At 69.8% G+C, this 19,439-nt stretch carries 14 protein-coding genes and 1 pseudogene; 5 read left to right on the forward strand and 10 right to left on the reverse strand.

Annotated elements, in window-relative coordinates; all coding sequences use genetic code 11:
- The 6 genes and pseudogenes from dpgC to WH07_RS15600 form a co-directional block, all read right to left on the reverse strand.
- A partial coding sequence (dpgC, locus tag WH07_RS15575) for a (3,5-dihydroxyphenyl)acetyl-CoA 1,2-dioxygenase DpgC (protein ID WP_063775772.1) occupies positions 1-1,395 on the reverse strand: 1,395 nt, incomplete at its 3' end.
- A 144-nt stretch (positions 1,396-1,539) separates the two neighbouring features.
- On the reverse strand, positions 1,540-2,355 hold the full coding sequence (gene dpgB / locus WH07_RS36240) for an enoyl-CoA-hydratase DpgB (RefSeq protein ID WP_052744395.1): 816 nt from the start codon (positions 2,353-2,355) through the stop codon (positions 1,540-1,542).
- A gap of 47 nt (positions 2,356-2,402) precedes the next feature.
- The gene (gene dpgA / locus WH07_RS15585) at positions 2,403-3,539 is read right to left on the reverse strand and encodes a 3,5-dihydroxyphenylacetyl-CoA synthase DpgA (protein ID WP_079023255.1); all 1,137 of its coding nucleotides are present in this window, start codon (positions 3,537-3,539) and stop codon (positions 2,403-2,405) included.
- A 35-nt stretch (positions 3,540-3,574) separates the two neighbouring features.
- Positions 3,575-4,819, reverse strand: a complete 1,245-nt coding sequence (locus tag WH07_RS15590) for an aminotransferase class I/II-fold pyridoxal phosphate-dependent enzyme (protein ID WP_046500491.1) — start codon at positions 4,817-4,819, stop codon at positions 3,575-3,577.
- 175 nt (positions 4,820-4,994) lie between these two features.
- Positions 4,995-6,395 carry a phenylacetate--CoA ligase family protein gene (locus WH07_RS15595; RefSeq protein WP_046500492.1) on the reverse strand — a complete coding sequence of 467 codons (1,401 nt, stop codon included), beginning with the start codon at positions 6,393-6,395 and terminating at the stop codon, positions 4,995-4,997.
- 226 nt (positions 6,396-6,621) lie between these two features.
- Positions 6,622-7,428 (reverse strand): annotated as a pseudogene (locus WH07_RS15600) (enoyl-CoA hydratase/isomerase family protein); the annotation flags it as partial.
- 375 nt (positions 7,429-7,803) lie between these two features.
- Here WH07_RS15600 and WH07_RS15605 point away from each other — a divergent pair.
- Positions 7,804-8,715, forward strand: a complete 912-nt coding sequence (locus WH07_RS15605) for a helix-turn-helix transcriptional regulator (RefSeq protein WP_052744396.1) — start codon at positions 7,804-7,806, stop codon at positions 8,713-8,715.
- 44 nt (positions 8,716-8,759) lie between these two features.
- Here WH07_RS15605 and WH07_RS15610 read toward each other — a convergent pair whose 3' ends face one another.
- The 3 genes from WH07_RS15610 to WH07_RS15620 form a co-directional block, all read right to left on the reverse strand.
- Entirely contained in the window at positions 8,760-10,010 is a 1,251-nt protein-coding gene (locus WH07_RS15610; protein WP_046500493.1) for an MFS transporter, read from the reverse strand.
- Between the two features lie 2 nt (positions 10,011-10,012).
- Complete coding sequence (locus WH07_RS15615) at positions 10,013-11,074, reverse strand: ATP-grasp domain-containing protein (RefSeq protein WP_046500494.1); 1,062 nt, start codon at positions 11,072-11,074, stop codon at positions 10,013-10,015.
- A 220-nt stretch (positions 11,075-11,294) separates the two neighbouring features.
- On the reverse strand, positions 11,295-12,632 hold the full coding sequence (locus WH07_RS15620; protein WP_063775774.1) for an MFS transporter: 1,338 nt from the start codon (positions 12,630-12,632) through the stop codon (positions 11,295-11,297).
- Positions 12,633-13,126: 494 nt separating this feature from the next.
- Here WH07_RS15620 and WH07_RS15625 point away from each other — a divergent pair, with 494 nt between their 5' ends.
- Complete coding sequence (locus tag WH07_RS15625) at positions 13,127-14,296, forward strand: acyltransferase family protein (protein ID WP_408645853.1); 1,170 nt, start codon at positions 13,127-13,129, stop codon at positions 14,294-14,296.
- A gap of 25 nt (positions 14,297-14,321) precedes the next feature.
- On the opposite strand, the gene WH07_RS15630 is transcribed toward WH07_RS15625, so the two are convergent.
- The gene (locus WH07_RS15630) at positions 14,322-15,221 is read right to left on the reverse strand and encodes a polysaccharide deacetylase family protein (protein ID WP_046500495.1); all 900 of its coding nucleotides are present in this window, start codon (positions 15,219-15,221) and stop codon (positions 14,322-14,324) included.
- 754 nt (positions 15,222-15,975) lie between these two features.
- Between WH07_RS15630 and WH07_RS15635 the strand changes: the two genes are divergently transcribed.
- The 3 genes from WH07_RS15635 to WH07_RS15645 all read left to right on the forward strand — a co-directional run bounded on the left by WH07_RS15635 (position 15,976) and on the right by WH07_RS15645 (position 19,438).
- Positions 15,976-16,197 carry a hypothetical protein gene (locus tag WH07_RS15635; RefSeq protein ID WP_046500496.1) on the forward strand — a complete coding sequence of 74 codons (222 nt, stop codon included), beginning with the start codon at positions 15,976-15,978 and terminating at the stop codon, positions 16,195-16,197.
- Positions 16,198-16,370: 173 nt separating this feature from the next.
- Positions 16,371-17,177 (forward strand): HlyD family efflux transporter periplasmic adaptor subunit, encoded by an 807-nt coding sequence (locus WH07_RS15640; RefSeq protein WP_046500497.1) that lies wholly within the window; start codon positions 16,371-16,373, stop codon positions 17,175-17,177.
- Positions 17,174-19,438 (forward strand): NHLP family bacteriocin export ABC transporter peptidase/permease/ATPase subunit, encoded by a 2,265-nt coding sequence (locus tag WH07_RS15645; RefSeq protein WP_079023252.1) that lies wholly within the window; start codon positions 17,174-17,176, stop codon positions 19,436-19,438. Before WH07_RS15640 ends, WH07_RS15645 begins: the two co-directional genes overlap by 4 nt.
- Position 19,439 lies beyond the last annotated feature (1 nt).

Below are 19,439 nucleotides of genomic sequence, written 5' to 3' on the forward strand. Positions count from 1 at the left end.
GCCCGCCCCCGCGCCGTCCGTTCCGGCCGGCGGGCCCGCCGTGAACCTGCCCACCTTGTCGAGCACGTCCTCCCCGTACAGCCGCTCCGCCTGCGCGAGCGCGAACTCCGCCATGTACGAGCGGAACGCGTCGACGGGCTCTTCCGAGAGACGCAGCATCCGGCGGTTGGCGAGCACGGCAGGCGCCGCGAGCCTGGCCACCGCCTCGTCCACCGCGCGGTCCATCGCCTTCGGGTCGACGACCTCGTCCACCAGCAGCCGCGCGGCCGGCTCGCCCGCCCAGATCTTCCGCCCGCCGAGCACCAGTTGACGGGCCGTACGGGCACCGGTCAGCCGCCCCAGCCGGAAGTTCGCGGCGCCCGGCACGATGCCCTCCTGGGCCGCGGGCAGGCTGAGATACGAGTCCGCGGCGGCGATCACCTGGTCCATCACCAGAAGGAGCTGCGCGCCGCCGCCGATCGCGAAGGTGTCGACCGCCGCCACCCAGGGCTTCTCCACGCCATGGGCGGGGAAGGTGTCGGGCCGTCCCCCGGTGGACAGCCCCCGGTACATCTTGCTGATGTAACCCAGCTCGCGCTGGAGCAGGAAACCGGTGAACGAGATGCGGCCATGGTGGAGTTCGGCGAGATTGATGCCCGCGCTGAAGATCCGCCGGCCCCGGTAGCGGGGATGGGGCACGGGGCCGCCGCGCAGCACCCCCACCCGGATGGAGTCGTCCAGGAGCACCAGGTCGACGGCGATGTCGAGCTGGGCGATCAGCTCGTTGTCCTCGGCGTTGAGACAGGACTCGTTGTGGAAGGTCACATGGCCCGCGTCGCCGCGCCGTTCCACGGTGACCTTGCCCAGTTCGGCCCGGCCGGTGGTGTGGAAGTCCGGCAGCAGCGCACGGGCCCGGCCCGTCGGGTCGCGCAGGACGTCGACGAGATGTCCGCCCGCCTCCGGCAGCCGCAGGATCTCCCGGAAGAAGATGCCCTGGTCGATCTCCCGGCCTTCCTTCTCCGCCTGGACGTGGCACAGTTCCGCGGCCAGTTGGGCGCGGGTCGGCACCAGGCCGGGGAACGTCTCGGCCGCCGCCTCGGCCAGGGCCGTGAGCCCCAGCCGTACGGTACGGCCGTCCGTCAGCCGGTCGTAGACGGCCGCGGCGTGAGCGCGGAGGAAGGAGGCACGCAGACCACGGCAGTCACGGTGGATCCCGGCGGCCAGGCGCTGCTCCTCGGCGGAGCGCGCGGCGCGTGGCGGGAGACCGGCGAGCGGGGCTTCACGGATACGGATCTCCGCGGCCAGGGCCTCGGCGGCGGCGGTGAGAGTGTTGCCGGGTACCGGACCGTCGTTGCTCACCAGCGTCCCGGCGCGCTGTGCGGCGGCGGAGGACGAGGGAGTGCCAGTCGTCGACACGTGTTTCCTTCGGAGACTCGGAGGTACGGAGATACGGAGGCGGGCGGGCGTGCGATGGCCGGAGGAGGCGGTGATCAGGCGGCGTTCGGCGGTCGGGCGGCGTTGGCGTGGGCCGTCCAGCTCGGGCCGTACCGGGCGGGCCGTTCAGCTTGGGCCGTTCAGCGTCCGGCGGCGCAGACTGCGGTCGCAGGCGGCGAGATGGGCGCCCAGCGCCTCCTCGTAACTGAGCGTCGCGTCGAACAGCAGCCTGCGCCGGATCGACCACTCACGTCCGGGCACGGCCGACAGTTCCTCGGCGACCTCCGCCGCGCGCTCCAGCGCCTCCCGGGCACCGGCCACGATCTCGTCCAGCAGATCCAGTCCGGCCGCTCCCTCCGCGTCCAGCCAGGGGCGCCGGAGCAGCAGCCGGCGGGCCCTGGCGGTGCCGATCTGCTGGGCCAGCCGGTGTACGGCGGTGCTCGGCCAGGCACCGTCCTCGCCGCCCGCGAGCCGCAGCCGGACCCCGTCGTCGGCGATCCGGTGGTCTGCCGTGAGCAGGGCCTCCAGCGCGGGCCCCGTGCACACGCCGGTCACCAGCGCCAGGGTGGGGCGGTCGGCCGTCTCCAGCCGTCGCAGCGCGCGCTCCCAGGTGTTGACGAGATGGATGCCGGTACCGACGGGCGCCGTACCGGCCGGCGAGGCGCTCGCCGGAGTGCCGGACGCGGCAGCACCTGCCCGCGCCCCGGACTCCGTACCGCCTGCCTGGCCGGCCCCGGCGGCGCGGTCCTCCGCGTCGGCCGGGCCGTCGGACTCCGTGCCCGCGCCCGTGCCCAGCAGGAGCAGCACCACCCCGCTCTCGGCGCTCTCCGCCTCCTCGGCCGCGGCCTTCACCCTGGCCACCAGCTCGGGCGTCAGCTCCTCGTCCCCGCCCATCGTCAGGACCGCGGCGGCCCCCTCGCGCAGCTTTCCGGACAGCGTCATCGTTTCCTCAGCCTTCGTGTCGGGGGCCGCCGTCGTGCCGGGCGGCGTCACCACTGGACCAGCGCCGTCTCGATCGTCGAGCCGGGGCCCATCGTCATCAGCACGCCGTAGTCACCGCGGCGCACCCGCCCTTCCTCCATCAGGCGCTCGTACGAGAACAGGAACGATCCGCTCGACAGATTCCCGTAGTCGCGCAGCACCCCGGTGGTGTGGCGTACGGCGTGCGGGCTCAGCCCCAGGTTGACCTTGACCGAGTCGATGACCTTCTTGCCGCCCGAGTGCACCAGCCAGTGGCTGATGTCGGCGCGCCGCAGCCCGGTGCCGGTGAGCAGCCGGCCGACCACCTCCTCGGCGTGCGCGCCGACGACATACGGGACATCGCGGTCCAGGAAGAAGCTGAACTTGCCGTGTGTGTCGTCCCAGTCGTAGCGCATCGCCGCCACCGCCTCGGGAATGATCCGGCTGGCGAACTTCAGCAGCGTGGCCCTCGGCGCGCCGTCCTCGTCCTCCTCCTGGGCCCGGCCGCCCGGGTCGGTGACCAGCACGACCGCCGCCGCGCCGTCGCCGAAGAGGCTGTTGACGACGGCGGTGCGCATGGTGCCGTCGAAGACGTACGCGGCGGAGCAGACCTCCGCGCAGACCATGACCGCCGCCTGCCCGGGGTTGGCCGCGGACCAGGACGCGACGGCGTTGAGCGCGTTGAGCCCGGCGTTGCAGCCCATGCCCACGACATCGAGCCGGCCGGCCGCGACCGGCAGCCCCAACTCCCTGATCAGCAGGGCCGAGAAGCCCGGGGTGAGCAGTCCGGTGGTGGTCACACAGCAGAGGTAACCGATGTCGGCGAGGGCGAGCCCGGCCCGCTTGAGGGCGGTCTCCAGCGCCTGGGCGGCGGTCCGTACACCCTGCTCCTTGTGTTTGGCGAGCAGCTCGCCCTGGGTCTCGGTCTTCCGTGTGCCGTCCGCGAGTTCGGGCGGCAGGGTCAGATAGCGCCGTTCTATCGCGCTGTTGAGGAAGACGGACCGAATGCGCGGGTCCTCGATCCGGAAGAGATCCAGCATCTCCCGCTGCGTGTACGAGTTCGGGGGAGTGGCCGTACCGAAGCCGGCGACGGCGGGCCGGGGCCCGGCGTTCGCGGTGCTCAGCCGCCCGCCGTCCGCCGCGCCCGGCAGCCGTGGCACGGGCATCGTGCCCGGCCCCGCCGTACCCGTGGCGCCCCGCGTCATGCCCGCGCCCCCAGCTCGTTGGTGGCCAGTTCGATCTGTTCGGCGGTGTGCAGGGCGGAGACGGCCATCCGGATCAGACCGCTGCCCTTCGCCACGGTCGGGAAGAACGCGGGGGTGACGATGACACCTGCCTTGCGCAGCCGCCCCGCCGCCAGCAGCGCGTCCTCCTCGCTCTCGAAGAGCGCCCCGCGGATGGGGGAGCGGGTGCCCGCGTTGAAGAGCGCGCCCCCGGTACGGGAGTCGAACAGCTCGGTGTTGCGCCACAGGTCCCGCTGGAGCCGGGCGACCGTACCGTCGAGATGCAGCTCCGCCGACACCCGGCAGGCGCTCACCACGGGCAGGGCGATGGGGCCGCCGAAGATCAGCGGATTGGCGAACCTGCGGAGCTGTACGGTGTCCTCCTCGCTGTTCAGCACCACGAAGCCGCCGTTGCTCCCGCCGAAGGCCTTGGCGAGGGAGCCGACGAGCAGCACCGACGCGGGCAGTCCGCCCGGCAGATCGCGGAACTCCTCGTACGCGAAGCCCGCCCCGCGCGGCCCGCTGATCGACACCCCGTGCGCGTCGTCCACGTAGAGATAGCCGTCGGCCGCCGCGCACAGGTCGTACAGCCCGCGCACGTCGATCAGACCGCCCATGGAGCCGACACCGTCGACGAGCACGATCGGGGTGCGCCCGGCCTCGCGGGCCGCCGCGAGCGCCACCGCCAGCTCGTCCGGCCGTTCGCAGTCGAACCGGTCGACGGTGCCGATCTGTTCGAGTACGCCGCGCAGTACTTGGAGGGAGGCGTGCGCCGTGCGCTCGATGAGGAACGCCGCGCCGTTCTTCGCGATCGGATAGCTGGGCAGCACCCCGCTGCCCAGCAGCGGCAGCACCCCGAGATGGACGCTGCCGACGGAGGTGAAACAGGTGGCGTGGCGGTCGCCGTAGACGGCGCTCAGCAGGCTTTCGAGGGCCTCCAGATCCTCGTGGCGCATGCGGGTGCGCGACGAGGAGAACTGCACCCCGACCTGGCGGAGCGTGGTGACGGCGGCCTCCACCAGCGCCGGATGCGTGTCGAGTCCGAGGTAGGAGCAGGAGATGAACTCGACCGCGCGTGAGCCGTCGGCGAGTATCACCTCCTTGCCCTCCCGCGCCGCGAAGACATGGCTGGTCAGATCGGCGGCGATGGCCCGGGTCAGCGCGTCCGACGTCTTGTCGACGCGCGTTGCTACCCAGTTGCCGCGTTCGGTCGTACGAGGCATCGGATATCTCCAGTGAGGTATCTGGGGATGGTGCTGTTGTCGCTGGGGACGGGGGCCGGGAGAGGGGCAGGACGCTTTCGGGTCCGCGTCGTCCCGCCTGCTCCGCACGGTCGTGGCCGGTGGCCGCCGACACCCGGTGGTGGGGGAGCCGGCCGCCGGCACGTCCGTCGGCCGGTCAGTGCGCGGGCCGCTCCACGAAGAACGGTGTCTTGCCCCGTGGGGTGTGATGGAACGCCGAGCCGTCGACCCGCTCCAGCGTCAGACCGCGGTAGGAGGGCGCGGTGAAGACCCTCCCCATGTGGTACGCGCCGTACAGGGCGGCGATGGCGTCCTCGGCCGTGACCCCCGCCGGCGTACAGTCGGAGAGCAGCAGCCGGATCGAGAAGCCGGGACCGCGCGGACCGTCCGGAGCGTGCTGGACCACCTGGAACTGGCAGTCGGCCGGGTCCGTGATGCCCAGGGTCCCGAGCCGTTCCATCACCAGGTCGCGCGAGATGGTCGTACTGTCCACGTTCATGGACTGTCCGACGCGTCCGGTGAGGGTCAACTGCCTGGCGGCGCTGCCGCACAGACAGGGCTCGGTCTCGATATGGCCCTCGTCACCGATCTGGTAGCGCAGCAGCGGCATCCCGGAGTCGGTCAGTGTCGTGACGACGACCTCGCCGACGCGTCCGTCGGGCTGGGTGCGCTCGGCGTCGGTGTCGATGACCTCGACCACGAGCACGTCCTCGTGGAGATGGTGGGTCGAACCGCGCTGATAGGCGCACTGATAGCCGATGGGGCCCGTCTCGCTGGTGGAGTACGAGAACGAGCGCACCTTCAGATCGGGCCGGGCGGCGGCGAGCCGGCGTTCCCGGCTCTCCCCGAGGATCTCTCCGATGTACAGGAAGTTGGTGACGACACCCGCCAGGAGTTCACGGGTCCCGTCGCCCGTCAGGAGCTGGGTGCCCGCCGAGGGCGAGCAGATGACGGTGTCGACCTGGTGGTCGCGCAGCACCTCGGGCGTCTCCGGTGAGGCGAGGGCGCTGCTTCCCATGGGGAAGGCCATGGCGGGCAGCAGCTCGGTGACCTCCTGCGCGAAGCCGAACGCGCCGTTCAGTTCCCCCGGGTAGAGGAAGTTGGCGACGCGCCGCGGACGCGGCCTGAGAGCGCTCCGTACACCGCGGGCACCGAGATACGACACGCGTCGGCTGAACTCCCAGGAGTGGTAGATCATCTTGCGGAGTCCCGAGGTCCCGCTGGACCGCAGGACGAGCCCGGCCGAGGCATCACCGAGGACCAGGTTCTCCGAGGCGGGCGGACAGGTCTCCTGGAGATCGGCGGGGGAGAACAGCGGCAGCTTGACCAGATCGCGCGCCACCCGGAGATCGAGCGCGCCTGGCCAGCTCGCGGCCACGTCCGGATGCTGCCGCAGGGCGTTGACGGTCGCCGCGAGATTGCGCTGCTGTATGTCCTCGAGCTGGGCTCGTGACAGCGTGTCGAGATTCTCGGCCAGTTCGATCGCGGACGGGCCGCCCGACGTCAGGTCACGCGAAGCCCTGTCGTGGAATCTCGGTGATGGAGTGGTCTCCCGCAACACGTTTCCCCCGTGCAGTGAGTGTTCCCGAAAGACAGCCGCAGGGTCAGAGGCGGCTGTCCGCTGTGGACCGGTCGACGGTCGAGTGCTCGGCCGTGGAACGGTCCGAGGTGGAGCGGTGCGACGTCGAGCGGTCGGCCGTCGAGCGGTCGGCCGTCGAGCGGTCTGTTGTGGAGCGTTCCGTTGTGAAGTGGTCTGCTGTGGAGCGGTGTTCGGTACGGTCCCGGTAGCCCGGCCAGTCGGGTGTCCGTTTGTCGTTGAAGGCCTCGATGCCCTCGGCCCAGTCGGCCGAGAGCGCGACCGTGTGCCAGGCGGCGTCCTCGACCTCCATGCCCGCCACGAGGTCCTTGCCCTGGCCCAGCCGGAGGGCGCGCTTGGCCGCCCGCAGCGCCACGGGTGAGTTGGCGGCGTACGAGCGGGCGAGGTCGAGTGCCATGGCACGGGCCTCTCCGGCCGGCGCCAGAAAGTCCACCAGGCCCAGTTCGTACGCCTCGGCGGCGGGCACCCGGCGTCCGCTGAAGACAAGATGCGCCGCCCTGGCCGCACCCACCCGCCGGGGCAGCAACTGGGTGCCGCCACCGCCCGGGATGACCCCGACGGTGGTCTCGGGCAGTCCCACGGTCGCACCGGGGTCGGCCACGATCACATCGCAGGAGAGCGCGATCTCGTAGCCGCCGCCCAGGGCGTAGCCGGCGACCGCGGCGATGACCGGCATCGGAAGCGCCAGTACACCCGCGTAGACCGCGCGGCTGCCGGGGCGGGCGGCGGTCCGGTCCGCCTCGCTGTAACCCCGGCGTTCCTTGAGGTCGGCGCCCACACAGAATGCGCGTTGAGCGCTGGAGGTGATCACGGTGACACCGACGGACGGGTCGTCCGCGAGATCCGCGGTGGCCGCGGCCAGGGCGGCCCCCAACTCGGCGGAGACGGCGTTCATCCGGTCGGGACGGTTCAGTACCAGCTCCGCCACTCGGCCGCTGTCGAGCCGGTGAACGAGGATGTACTCTCCGTAGCGGAGCCCGGACATCAGCCCCAGCCCAGATCGTCGGAATGCCAGTCCCGTCCGGGAATTCCTGCCCACCTGAAACGAGCGGGAACAGTGGAATCAACGAAATGATCGGTCACGCGCTGCACGACTTGCTTCCCCCCTGAACCCATCAATGCCTACGCATCGTCAATGTGCCATGGGTCGTGGGGTGTCTCCAGACCGGCGCCATGTCGCATCGCCGCCAGGCGGGGATGCGTCGGGTGGAAAGTAGATTCAACCGCTCAAATATCAATAATTCGGATTCTTTGGATGCGAGGTAGCGAGATCATGGAGCCACTGCCGCCGACAGACACCTCCCCGTTTCCTGGCGACGACAGGATCACCGAGGCGTACGAATACGTTTGCGGTTCCGGGAATGCGTCCTTGGCGGGTCTCGCCGGGGCTCTGGATACCACGGAGAGCGAGGCGGCACGGCTCACGGAGCGGCTCACGGAGTTACGTCTGCTCCGGCCGGCCGACGACGGAACCTATGCGCCGTTGTCGCCGCGGATAGCCGGAGCCTGGCTCATCGCCCCAGCCGTACGGCAGTTGGAGGACCGTCAGCGGCGGATCGTCCGGCTGATGACGGAGCTGGACACGCTCACCAGGATCTATGAACAGAGCCCCGCCGAGCGCCGCAGCCGCCCGCAGATAGAGGTGCTGCCTGAGCTCGCGGACGTACGGAAGGCGCTCACGGAGCTCTCCGCCGGAGCGCGACAGGAGATCCTCACCTCGCAGCCGGGCGGCGCGCGGCCGGCCGATGTACTGGACGAGGCGCTGGAGCGCACGGAATCGGTGCTGCGCCGCGGGATCTCCATGCGCACGATTTATCAGCACACCGCTCAGTTCAGTAAGGCCACCGTCGACTATGTGAAGCATGTGACGCCGCTCGGGGTCGATGTCCGTATGCTGAGCGACGCCCTGATGCGAATGATCATCTTTGACCGGGAAATCGCGGTCCTGCCGTTGCACGGCAACCAGGACGGAGCCGTGGTCGTCGGTGAACTGAGCATTGTGGGTTTCGTCGTGCACGCTTTTGAACGAGCCTGGCCGGCGGCCCGTCCCTTTCCTGTCTCCTATGACCGGGGTCAGGTCAAAGGAACGTCCGTGGAAATCCAGCTTTCCATTTCGCGGCTGCTGGTCGAGGGCCTTGAGGACAAGGTGATCGCCCGCCGGATGGGCATGTCGTTACGGACCTGCCAGCGGCACATATCCGAGATCATGTCGCGGATCGGGGCCCGTAACCGTATGCACGCGGGATATCTCCTCGCCCGGATCATAGACGAGCCGCACTGACTGGCCGTCCGCCGGTCGTCGGTCGTCGGCCGCTGAGGCCCGGCTCATGACTTCCGCGGCTCCTGAGCCGTCGCCGTACTCGCGGCCGGGGTGATCGACCGTACGAGGGCGATCCCGCCGACGAGCAGCACCACCCCGGCCAGCAGACCGACCCCCATGCCCGAGCGCGCGGGCGTGGGGAGCCAGGACAGCGAGGTGCTGACCGCGAGTCCCGCCGCCATGTTGCCGACGATCTCACCGACCGCCGTCACCACACTGACCAGTGCGAAGACATCGGTGAGCTGTCCCTGTGGCACGGTGTCGGCCGCCTCCACCTGGATCTTGGGAAAGGCCAGGGACTCCGCGATCGCGAACAGCGTCAGCCCCGCCAGGACCAGCGGCAGACTGGCGGTGAACGACAGGACCAGCCCGGTGCCTCCGGCCACCGCGACAGCCGGATAGAGCGCGCCGCGCGCCAGTTTGGCGAAGAACGGCAGCAGCGCGAGCTGGATGGCGATGATGGCCAGCGGCTGATAGCTCAGGAACAGCGTGCGGTGCTCGGCCAGTTCGGGGTTGACCACCTCGTACAGCAGCACCATCGAGTACAGGAAACCCATCGCGAAGTAGATCGCGAAGGTATAGCCGAGCAACACCGCCGCGGCCGGGTTCCTCAGGATCGCCAGCCGTCTGCGCATCCCGCCCGAACCCCGGGGCGGCAGGGCGAAATCCAGTCCGCGCGCCAGCAGCCCGACGGTGAGCCCGACGCACAATTCGACGACGGCCAGGGCGAACAGCGCGGGGACGCCGCTCCTGCCGACCGGTCCCGCCGCGAGCGGGGCCAGCACATAGGCGGCGTTGAGCAGGATGAAGAAGATCTGGAAGATCTGGGCGCGGCGGTTCTCGCTCGCCGCGCTCATCAGGAGCGAGCGCACCGCGGGACGTGAGATGCCCACGCCCAGACCGGCCAGTACGGCGAAGAGATACAGAGCCGGGGCCGTGGTGCTGATCGCGACGGTGGCCACACCGGCGGCCTTCAGCGAGGACGCGATCGTCAGGATCCAGCCCGGATGGACCCGGCCGAGGACGATCGGCGTGAGCACCGCGCCTGCGAGCGCCGAACCGACATGGACGGAGAGCGCGAAGGAGAAGACGGACGGGACGATCCGGTCGCCGTGCAGCACCGTCACCGGAAGCAGCGTCAGGACGATCGCCAGACCGAGGTTGGACAGCAGGCTGAAACCCAGCCCGGCTCCGACGGCGGGCGGGTGCGAGGCCGGGGCCCGCGAGGTTTCCGCCTCCGTCGTGGTGTCCGCCATGCTCACTGCCCTTCGCCGGCTGCGACGGGCGCGCCGGCTCCGGAGGCCCCGGTTTCGGAGGTCCCGGCTCCGGGGGCTGGGGCGCCGGAAGTCCCGGCCGTGCCCGTCCCTGCCGTCTCCTTCTCGTACAACAGCCGCTCCACCCACGGGAAGAAGGCATCGGCGAGCTGGGACCTGGCCGGTTCGGGCATCGACGAGAACTCGGCCATGGCGGTGCCCCACTCGCCGAGGACCGGACCGTCCTCCGTCAGCAGCCAGTCGACACAGAGATATCCGGCCCGCAGATCCGCCACGATCCGCTCCACATCGCCCAGTACGGCGGCGACATCCGGGTTGGCGCTCGCGCTGCCGCCCTGGGAGAGATTGGCCAGATAGGCGCCCTCGGCCGGCCTGCGCAGCATGCTCGCGGCGAACTTGCCCTCGACCATCGCCACCCGCAGATCCCCCGTGTTGGGCAGATACTCCTGGACGATATAGCTCTGCCCGGTCTGGGAGACGATGTCGACCGCGGCCCGGAGCTGCTCGTAGCCGTCCAGCTTCAGCACCCCGAAGCCGACGCCCATCTCCCGGGCCTTGAGGATGTACGGGCCCTCGCCGATCTCCTTGCGTACGACGTCCAGCCCCTTGCGCGCGTACCGTCCGAACGGCAGCGCGACCGTACGGGGCGTGCGGATCCCGAGCGTTGTCGCCCGCGCCAGAATGGCCAGCTTGTCCCGCTCCAGGCACTCGGGCCCGACCAGCGACCGGTTCAGCAGGACCGAGTCGCTCGCCTCGATCGTGCGGTAGATCCCCCGCAGGAAGTGGGTGGCCTGCGGGTCACCGCTGACGTCGTCGACGATGTACGCCTGCCGGGTCTCCAGCAGATCCACCCCGTCGTGCCACAGCCGGGGCCGGTCCGTGCTCGCGGGCACCAGTTCGTTGGCCACGACGAACCGGAAGGTGAAGCCGTGCCGGGCGCAGGGTTCCGCCCAGCGCTCGGTCATCTGGGCGATGATCTTGTCCACGTACTCCGGCAGATAGTCGTCCGGGTGGCAGATCCAGGTCACCAGGCGCTCGGTGGGCACGATCTCATACTCCTACGGGAGACCTCGGGGACAGGACGGCGACCGCACGCCCCGACCCCGGAGCGCGGCACCGCAGCCCCTCACTCTCGCACCAACTCCCTTGACCCTCACGGTCCCAGAGGCCTCGGATCCGCGCCATGCGCCGATACGACAGGGGTGCGGTGCGGGGCGGACGGCGTACTGCTCCCCGTGGTTGACCGCGACCCCGTACAGCCGGTTGTCACCGCCGGGCCTCGGTGTCGTCCCCGTGGCTCCGCTCGCTCGGCGCCGCCGGACTTCTCGACACGGTCGGATCGGTGGGCCGCGCCGGCGCGGGCTGTACGGCGGTCTGCTCCGGGTGGCGCTGTCGTACGGGTGTGAACGCGGCGGCGGCGACCACGGCCAGGAAGCCGACGGCCACTCCGGTCAGCGGCCCGCGTGTCCCGAACCGGCCGGCCAGGGCGGTCAGCAGAGCCGCGCCGAGCGGTGCCAGGCTGCCGTGGATCGTCCAGAACGCGGAGGTGACGCGGCCGAGCAGATGGTCCGGCGTGATCTGCTGCCGCAGGGACATCGAGCAGATGCCCCCCAGCGCCATGCCGAAGGAGTACAGACAGATCGTCACGGCCGCCACGGACACGTTTCCGGTGCCGCCCAGCACCAGCACCGACGCCGAGCACAGACCGATCGCGCCGAGCCAGCAGCGGCCGAACCCCCAGGAGCGGCGGAGCCGGGCGGTCGCGGCGGCGGCCACGCAGGTGCCGACCCCGCCCAGCGCGAGGACGTAGCCCACCGTACGTTCGTCCTGCCCCAGACCGTGCCGCAGATGGTAGATGAACACGTCGGTCATACCGAGGCTGAGGAAGGTGGTGACGGTCAGCAGCACGGTGAGCGCCCGCAGCACCGGGGTACGCCACAGGAACGCGACGCCGGTGCGGAAGCCGGTGCGCAGGTCGTGTGCCCGCGCCGCCGTGCCTTCGGCCTCGCCGACCGATGGCCGTGTGGTGGGCCTGAGCCTGATGAACACCAGACCCACCAGGGAGATCCCGAAACTGCCCGCGTTGATCGCGACGGCGGCCGTCGGCCCCAGGAGCGCGGACACCACACCGGCCAGGGCCGGGCCCGCGATGTACGCGATCGCGTTCGTCGCCTCCAGCCGGCTGTTCGCCGCGACGATCTGGTCCCTGTCGACGAGGTTCGCCACCGCGGTGACGTATGTGATCTTGAACAGCATCTCAAAGACCGATGCCAGCGCCATGACCACATACAGCAGCCAGACCTGCGGGCTCACGGCCCAGCAGACCGGGATCGCCCCGTACAGCACCAGCCGGGCCGCGTCGCACAGCATCAACAGGCGCCGCCGGTCGAAGCGGTCGGCCCAGGCGCCGCCCACCAGACCGGTCAGCAGCGAGGCCGCGCCCGCGACGGCAGTCAGCAACCCCATCTGCGCCGCCGACCCGGTGGTGTGCAGCACCAGCAGCGGAAGCGCCACCAGCGAGAAGGCGTTGCCGACCTCGGACAGCGCCTGAACCGCCCAGAAGACGGAGAAGTCCCGGTTGGACCGGAGCGAACGCGCGAGCATGGAAGGGTCTTCCGTCCTGGGGCTGAGGGTCGGGGCTGGGGCCGGGCCCCGTGAACGCCTCGCGGCCGTACGAGACCAGCACGTTGTCGATCCCGGGACGTCGTCCGCACGGTAGTCGAAGCCGAGCCACTGCGGCTCGCGAATAACCGGTCCGCTCCGGTCGCTCTCGTCGCTCCCGTCGCTCCGGTTCGGTCGGGTTCGGTCTACAACCATCGGGGGGCGCCACGGGTCTCAGGTGTTGAGGTTTGATACTCCCCGATTCGTGTGGGTTTGGTGTACTTCCGTCAAGCCCCGGTTCAGATACGGACTCACATGCGTACACGTACCGCGACGGCGACCGGGACAGCGTCCGCTGCCCTGCCGCCAACCGCTCTCGCCGCTCCGGAGGTGCGGGCGTTCGACCATCGGCCATCACTGATCGCCGTCCGCACGCCGGGTTCCACGCCGGGTTCCACGGCGGGGACGAGCAGATGCTGATGCGGGGGGTGGGCGGGATGCAGGAGACACCCACGCTGGAGCTGCCGCGCGCGGTGGCCCAGCCGTCGGCGCGGCCCGCCATGGCGAAGGAGGAGCAGACCTCGGTCCCCGCGCGGAAGGACCGTCGGCTGTACGCCATCGACGGTATGCGCCTGCTCGCCGCCCTGATGGTGGCCGTACACCACTACGCCGGCACCTACCGGGTCAACCAGCCGGGCAACGTGATCTGGGACCGGCCGACGTCCGACATCATGCCGACGGTGTTCCGGTTCGCCGCCTACGGCTGGATCGGCGTCGAGATCTTCTTTGTGATCAGCGGCTTTGTGATCTGCATGTCGTGCTGGGGCCGTACCCCGCGGCAGTTCTTCGTCTCGCGGGTGATCCGGCTCTACCCGGCGTACTGGTTCGCCATCGTCCTCACCACGGGCTTCCTCGTGGCACTGCCCGGCGTGTGGGAGCGCCAGCAGATGCGCAAGATCCTGCTCAACTTCACGATGCTGCAGTCCGGTGCGGGCATGCCGAACGTCGACGGCGTGTACTGGACCCTGTGGTCGGAGCTGCGCTTCTACCTGCTCTTCCTGGTCGTCGTCGCCACGGGCCTGACGTACCGCAAGGTCGTGACGTTCTGCTGCGTGTGGGGCGTCGCGGCGATGCTCGCACCGGCGTCGGGCTTCCGCTTGCTGGTACTGGTCGCGAACCCGGACGGCGCCTGGTACTTCATCGCGGGCCTGGCGCTCTACCTCATGCACCGGTTCGGCCAGGACATGCTGCTGTGGGGCATCCTCGGCATGGCGTGGCTGATGGGCCAACTGGAGCTGGGGAGCCGTATCGACGAGGTCGAGCGGGTCTCCAGTTGGCGGGGAAGTGTGCTGATCTTCAGCGGCTTCCTGCTGATCATGGTCGCGATCGCGACCGGCCTGACCGATCGCGTCCGCGGCAAGTGGCTCGTCACCGCCGGTGCGTTGACCTACCCCTTCTACCTCATTCACTACGCGGCCGGCACAACACTGATCAACCGCCTGCGCGACACACTGGACGCCCGCCTGCTGGTCCTGACCCTGATCGCCGGCTTCCTGGCCCTGAGCTGGCTGATCCACCGCTTCGTGGAACGACCGGTGGCGCGAATCCTGAAGAGGGGCCTGGACAAATCCTTCGCACGCCAACGCAACGCCACAGACATGGCGTGACCCGGGGCGGGGGACGCGTGATCGGTCATCGACGGCCGGCGTTGCGGGACCAGACTTGCTGGATCGTCCGGTAGTCGATCACGGTTATGTCCTCCTGCTGGAGAACCTCACGGGCCTGCGGCGACGTCAGGAACTCGTAGTCCGTCCGGCGCACGGGCCAGCCACCGTCGATGTCCCGCGACGCCTCGTCTCCCAGACCGGGATGGACCGCCCATTCGTTGAGCCCGGCAGGCAGGTCGCGCAGCAACTGAGCGTATCGGGCCGCCTTTCCTTCGATGTCGAGGGAGAAGCTGTCCAGGAACTCGTTGTCCGTGACCGGCAGCCCACGTTGGCGCATTGTCCGGCGCCCAGGTTCGAGCCAGACCCGGACCGCGAGTCCGTACTCGGCTGCCAGCACCACGGTCAGATCGAGAATGTCGTCGCGGCCTCCGTCGGCCAGGCAGTGGAAGTCCAGATGAGTCGGTGTGAGCCCGGCGACGGCGACGGCGTCGATCTGGGCGCGGAACTCGATCTCGATCTCGTCGAGCCGTGCCTGGCCGAGGAGGGCCGCCCGTGCGGCGGGTGTCGGAGGGAAGAGCGCGCCTGCGGCAGGGTCCAGCAGTGAGGGAACTCGTTCCTCGGCGGTCATCGGCCCCCATTGGACGCCGGGCATGTCGCACACCAGGGTGAGGTGGATTCCGAACGGGATCTGCGGCCGTCGTCTGAGCAGTTCCATGGCCTGCGACGCCGCGCGACACGGGACCATCAGACTGCACGAACTGGCGATGCCCTCCTCGATCGACTCGATCACTGCGGCGTTGACCGCTGGATACAACCCGAAGTCATCGCAGTTGACGATCAGCAGCCGGGCATCGGGCGGATACCCGAGCAACTCACTCGACCGTCCCGGGGGCGCGACGGTCAGGGGGTCGGTGGTTTCATCCATGCCAGCAGTGTGCGGCGCGGCCAGACGTCTCGCACGGGAATATGACCACCTCGGACTGCCGCTGTAACCAGTCGGGACGTCATTTCCGGATCGGCGGAATTCTGGTCGGCGGTCGGAGGGGAGTTTCCGCGCCGCCAGGTCGGTGGTCCGATGACCGGCCGGTCGGTCGGTGCGCGATGCGGGCCGGACCCGCGGCACGGGCGGTCCATCACGGGCGCCGCGCCGCCAAGTACGCGCAATACCCCGAGGTATGCCGGTAAAGGCCCCATTCATCGCCACGCCAGGCATCCCGGCACCATGCCGAATTACTCACCTTACTTCGCTCTACTTCGCCGTACTTTGCCGCACACCCCGCACATCACCGCACGTCACCGCGCCGCGCAGTCCCGAGCGCGGCGCGTCGTGATGTGACGCGCATAGACGTCCGTCCAATGAATCTGCACACCGAATACGCAGGCAACACGCCCCCTCCCCGGGCGGTTCACCCGGGCCGGACGGTCTCCCGGGGTGCGGGTGCGGGAATGTCGTGTTCGTGGGCAGTGACATTTCGGGCGGCGAATGTTCAATCTGCCCGTCGTGTGAAGGAGCTGCCACCACTTGATGGACATGTGCGCACGCCTGCCTCATCGGGCGCCGGAATGCTCACGGACGCCCGCGATCGGATTGGCTGCCCCGCGCGGCTTTGTGCTTTGATCCATCGCACTACGGGAGACCGCAGCAATTCCGAATTACGCACACGAAGGGCACCCACATCATGAACAACAGTCCCCAGGTCGCCACCCAGGAAATCTCCGACGCCGACCTGGACAACGTGTCCGGTGGTCTCCTCGGCGGCGTGATCGGCACCGCGGTCGGCACCGTCGACTCCATCGCCCCCGTCTCCGTCTCCGGCACCGTAGGTGTGGTCGCCGGCACCGTCGACTCCGTCGCCGGTGTCAGCACGTCCGGTGTCCTGGGTGCCGTCGGCGGTCTCTAGGACTCCCCTTCAGACAGACCTCTGATTCAGACAGACATCTGAGACCGCATCACATGCAGTGTGTCCCGGACCCGCCGCCAAGGATCCGGGACACACGGCCGTTGAGGGGCGGTCGTCGGAGAACGGGCGTCGAGGGACGGCCGTCGACGGAAACGTGTTGAGGGAAGAGCGTCGTGCAGTTTCGCCAGCAGGCCCTTTCCAAGCTCCAGTCGCCCGAGGAAATCGATCTGCCGGTGCGATACGCCCGGCCCCGGGGCGGCCTCACGCTGGCCGTCACCGTTGTGGCGATGATCGCCGCCGGAGTCTGGGCCGTGACCGGCACCGTGTCGTCCACGGTCAGTGCGCCCGGAATCCTCACCCACGTACAGGGCAGTTACGTCCTGCAGAGCCCGGTCGCCGGTCAGGTCACCGACGTACTCGCCGAGGAGGGGCAACGCGTCGCCGCCGACGCGCCCCTGCTCAAGGTCCGTACGGCGCGGGGGAACAGCGTCGTGCGCACCATCGCCGCGGGCCGGCTGACCACACTGGTCGCCTCGATCGGCTCCGTGGTCACCACCGGAGCGGACGTGGCAGCCGTGGAGCGCTTCGACCGCGCGGACGATCCCCTCATCGCCGTGCTGTACATGCCCATGGGCAACGGGGCGTCCGTTCCGGTGGGCGCCGCCGTGGATCTCACCCTCCAGTCGGTGCCGGCACAGCAGTACGGGGTGCTGCGCGGGCGGGTCGAGGCGGTGGGCCGTACCCCCCAGACGCGCCAGCGGATCGGCGGTTTCCTCGGCAACAGCCAGCTCGGCGAGCAGTTCTCGAAGGACGGCCAGCCGATCGCCGTCGTGGTACGGCTCGAACGGTCCTCCGCCACCGCCTCGGGCTACGCCTGGTCGTCGTCCGGCGGCCCGCCGTACGCGATCGACTCCATGACCCTCGCCACCGGCTCCGTCCATGTGGCCGAGCAGCATCCGATCGATTGGCTGCTTCCATGAGCACGCGGCAGCAACTGCCACCGGCCGGACGCGGCCGGCACCGCCCCGAGAGCACGCAGGCCCCCCGGCGCGCTGCGCGCCGCGCCTCCCCCCAGCCCAAGGCCAAGAAGCGGAAGCCGGTCCGTACGCCCACCGTGCTCCAGATGGAGGCGCTGGAGTGCGGCGCCGCCTCGCTCGCGATGGTCCTGGCCCACCACGGCCGGCACGTACCGCTGGAGGAGCTGCGGATCGCGTGCGGAGTCTCCAGGGACGGTTCACGCGCGAGCAATCTCCTGAAGGCCGCGCGCAGTTACGGTCTGCGTGCCAAGGGCATGCAGATGGAACCGGCAGCGCTCGCGGAGGTACAGGCTCCGGCGATCCTGTTCTGGGAGTTCAACCACTACGTCGTCTACGACGGTACGGGGCGTGGGTTCGGCCGCAAGGGCGTACACATCAACGACCCCGACAAGGGGCGGCGCTTCGTCGCCCCCGAGGACTTCGACACCAGCTTCACAGGCGTGGCGCTGGTCTTCGAGCCGACCGCCGCCTTCCGTACGGGCGGCCGCAAGCCGGGCATCATGAGCGCCCTGCCCGCGAGGCTGCGTGGTACGGGATCCACGCTGCTGGCCGCGCTGCTGGCCAGTCTGCTGCTCGTCGCGGTCGGCGCGGCCGTGCCCGCGCTGAGCCGTACGTACATCGACATGTTCCTGATCGGCCGTCAGACCTCCGTTCTGGGACCGCTGTTCGCCTCCATGGCCGCGATGGTCGCGCTCACCGCCGTACTGACCGGACTGCAACAGGCGAATCTGCTGCGCGGCCGCATCATCTCCTCCACCCTGAGCAGTGCCAGGTTCCTGCGCCATCTGCTGCGCCTGCCGGTGACGTTCTTCGCACAGCGCAGCCCGGCCGACCTGGTCCAGCGGCTCCAGTCGAACGACGTGGTGGCGGAGACACTGGCCCGGGATCTCGCCGCCGCGGCCGTGGACGGGGTCGTGGTGATCCTCTACGCCGTGCTGCTCTGGACGTACGATCCCCAGCTCACCGTCATCGGTGTGCTGATCGCCCTGCTCAACGTGGTCGCGATGCGGATAGTGATCCGGCTGCGCGCCACCCACACCCACAAGCTGCGCGCGGACAGCGCCCGGCTGACCAACACCTCGTACACCGGCCTCCAGTTGATCGAGACCATGAAGGCCACCGGCGGCGAGAACGGCTACTTCCGGCGCTGGGCCGGCCAGCACGCCACCACACTCGACGAGCAGCAGCGACTCGGTGTGCCCGGCGCGTTCCTGGCCGTCGTCGCACCGCTGCTCGCGACCTTCAACAGCGCGCTGATCCTGTGGATCGGCGGACTGCGGGCCGTGGAGGGCCATATCTCGATCGGTCTGCTTGTCGCCTTCCAGGCCCTGGTGACGCGCTTCACCGCGCCGATCACCCGGCTGAACGGTGTGGCGGGCCGGGTCCAGGATTTCGCCGCCGATGTGGCGCGGCTGAAGGACGTCGAGAGCTTCCCGGCCGACGCGCTGTACTCACGGGAACAGCCGGACGCGAGCACACGCAGGCTCACGGGTCATGTGACGCTCGAGAACATCACGTTCGGCTACAGCCCGCTGGACAAGCCACTGCTCACCGGCTTCTCCCTGTCGGTGGGCCCGGGCCGGCAGGTCGCGCTCGTCGGCGGGTCGGGCAGCGGCAAGTCCACCGTCTCCCGTCTGATCTCCGGGCTCTACAGCCCCTGGGAAGGAACGATCCGGATCGACGGACAGCGACTCGACGACATCTCCCGCAGCGCCCTGGCCGCCTCCGTCTCCTTCGTCGACCAGGACGTCTTCCTCTTCGAGGGCACGGTCCGCGACAACGTGGCGCTGTGGGACCCTTCGATACCGGACGAGGCAGTGATCACCGCCCTGCGGGACGCCGCGCTGTACGACGTGATCGCCCGGCGTCCCGACTCCATCCACAGCCGGGTCGAGCAGGACGGACGTAATTTCTCCGGCGGGCAGCGGCAGCGGCTGGAGATCGCCAGGGCGCTGGTCAGGCGGCCAAGTGTGCTGGTCCTGGACGAGGTGACGAGCGCGCTGGACGCGGAGACCGAGCGGGTCATCATCGACAATCTGCGGCGGCGCGGGTGCGCGTGCGTTGTGATCGCGCACCGGCTGTCCACCGTACGGGACAGCGACGAGATCGTGGTCCTGGACCATGGCGCGGTCGTCGAGCGGGGGCGGCACGAAGAGCTGGTCGCCGCCGGAGGTCCGTACGCCGAGCTGGTCAAGGAGCACTGAC

The sequence above is a fragment of the Streptomyces odonnellii genome (assembly GCF_000981895.1).
In the GTDB taxonomy this organism is placed as follows: domain Bacteria; phylum Actinomycetota; class Actinomycetes; order Streptomycetales; family Streptomycetaceae; genus Streptomyces; species Streptomyces odonnellii.

Excerpts from the sequence above, each read along its gene's own strand:
- dpgB (WP_052744395.1), bottom strand. The coding sequence starts at position 2,355 with ATGACGCTGTCCGGAAAGCTGCGCGAGGGGGCCGCCGCGGTCCTGACG.
- WH07_RS15635 (WP_046500496.1), top strand. The coding sequence starts at position 15,976 with ATGAACAACAGTCCCCAGGTCGCCACCCAGGAAATCTCCGACGCCGAC.
- WH07_RS15610 (WP_046500493.1), bottom strand. The coding sequence starts at position 10,010 with ATGGCGGACACCACGACGGAGGCGGAAACCTCGCGGGCCCCGGCCTCG.
- WH07_RS15645 (WP_079023252.1), top strand. The coding sequence starts at position 17,174 with ATGAGCACGCGGCAGCAACTGCCACCGGCCGGACGCGGCCGGCACCGC.
- dpgA (WP_079023255.1), bottom strand. The coding sequence starts at position 3,539 with ATGCCCGTGCCACGGCTGCCGGGCGCGGCGGACGGCGGGCGGCTGAGC.
- WH07_RS15630 (WP_046500495.1), bottom strand. The coding sequence starts at position 15,221 with ATGGATGAAACCACCGACCCCCTGACCGTCGCGCCCCCGGGACGGTCG.
- WH07_RS15625 (WP_408645853.1), top strand. The coding sequence starts at position 13,127 with ATGCAGGAGACACCCACGCTGGAGCTGCCGCGCGCGGTGGCCCAGCCG.
- WH07_RS15620 (WP_063775774.1), bottom strand. The coding sequence starts at position 12,632 with ATGCTCGCGCGTTCGCTCCGGTCCAACCGGGACTTCTCCGTCTTCTGG.
- WH07_RS15590 (WP_046500491.1), bottom strand. The coding sequence starts at position 4,819 with ATGCCTCGTACGACCGAACGCGGCAACTGGGTAGCAACGCGCGTCGAC.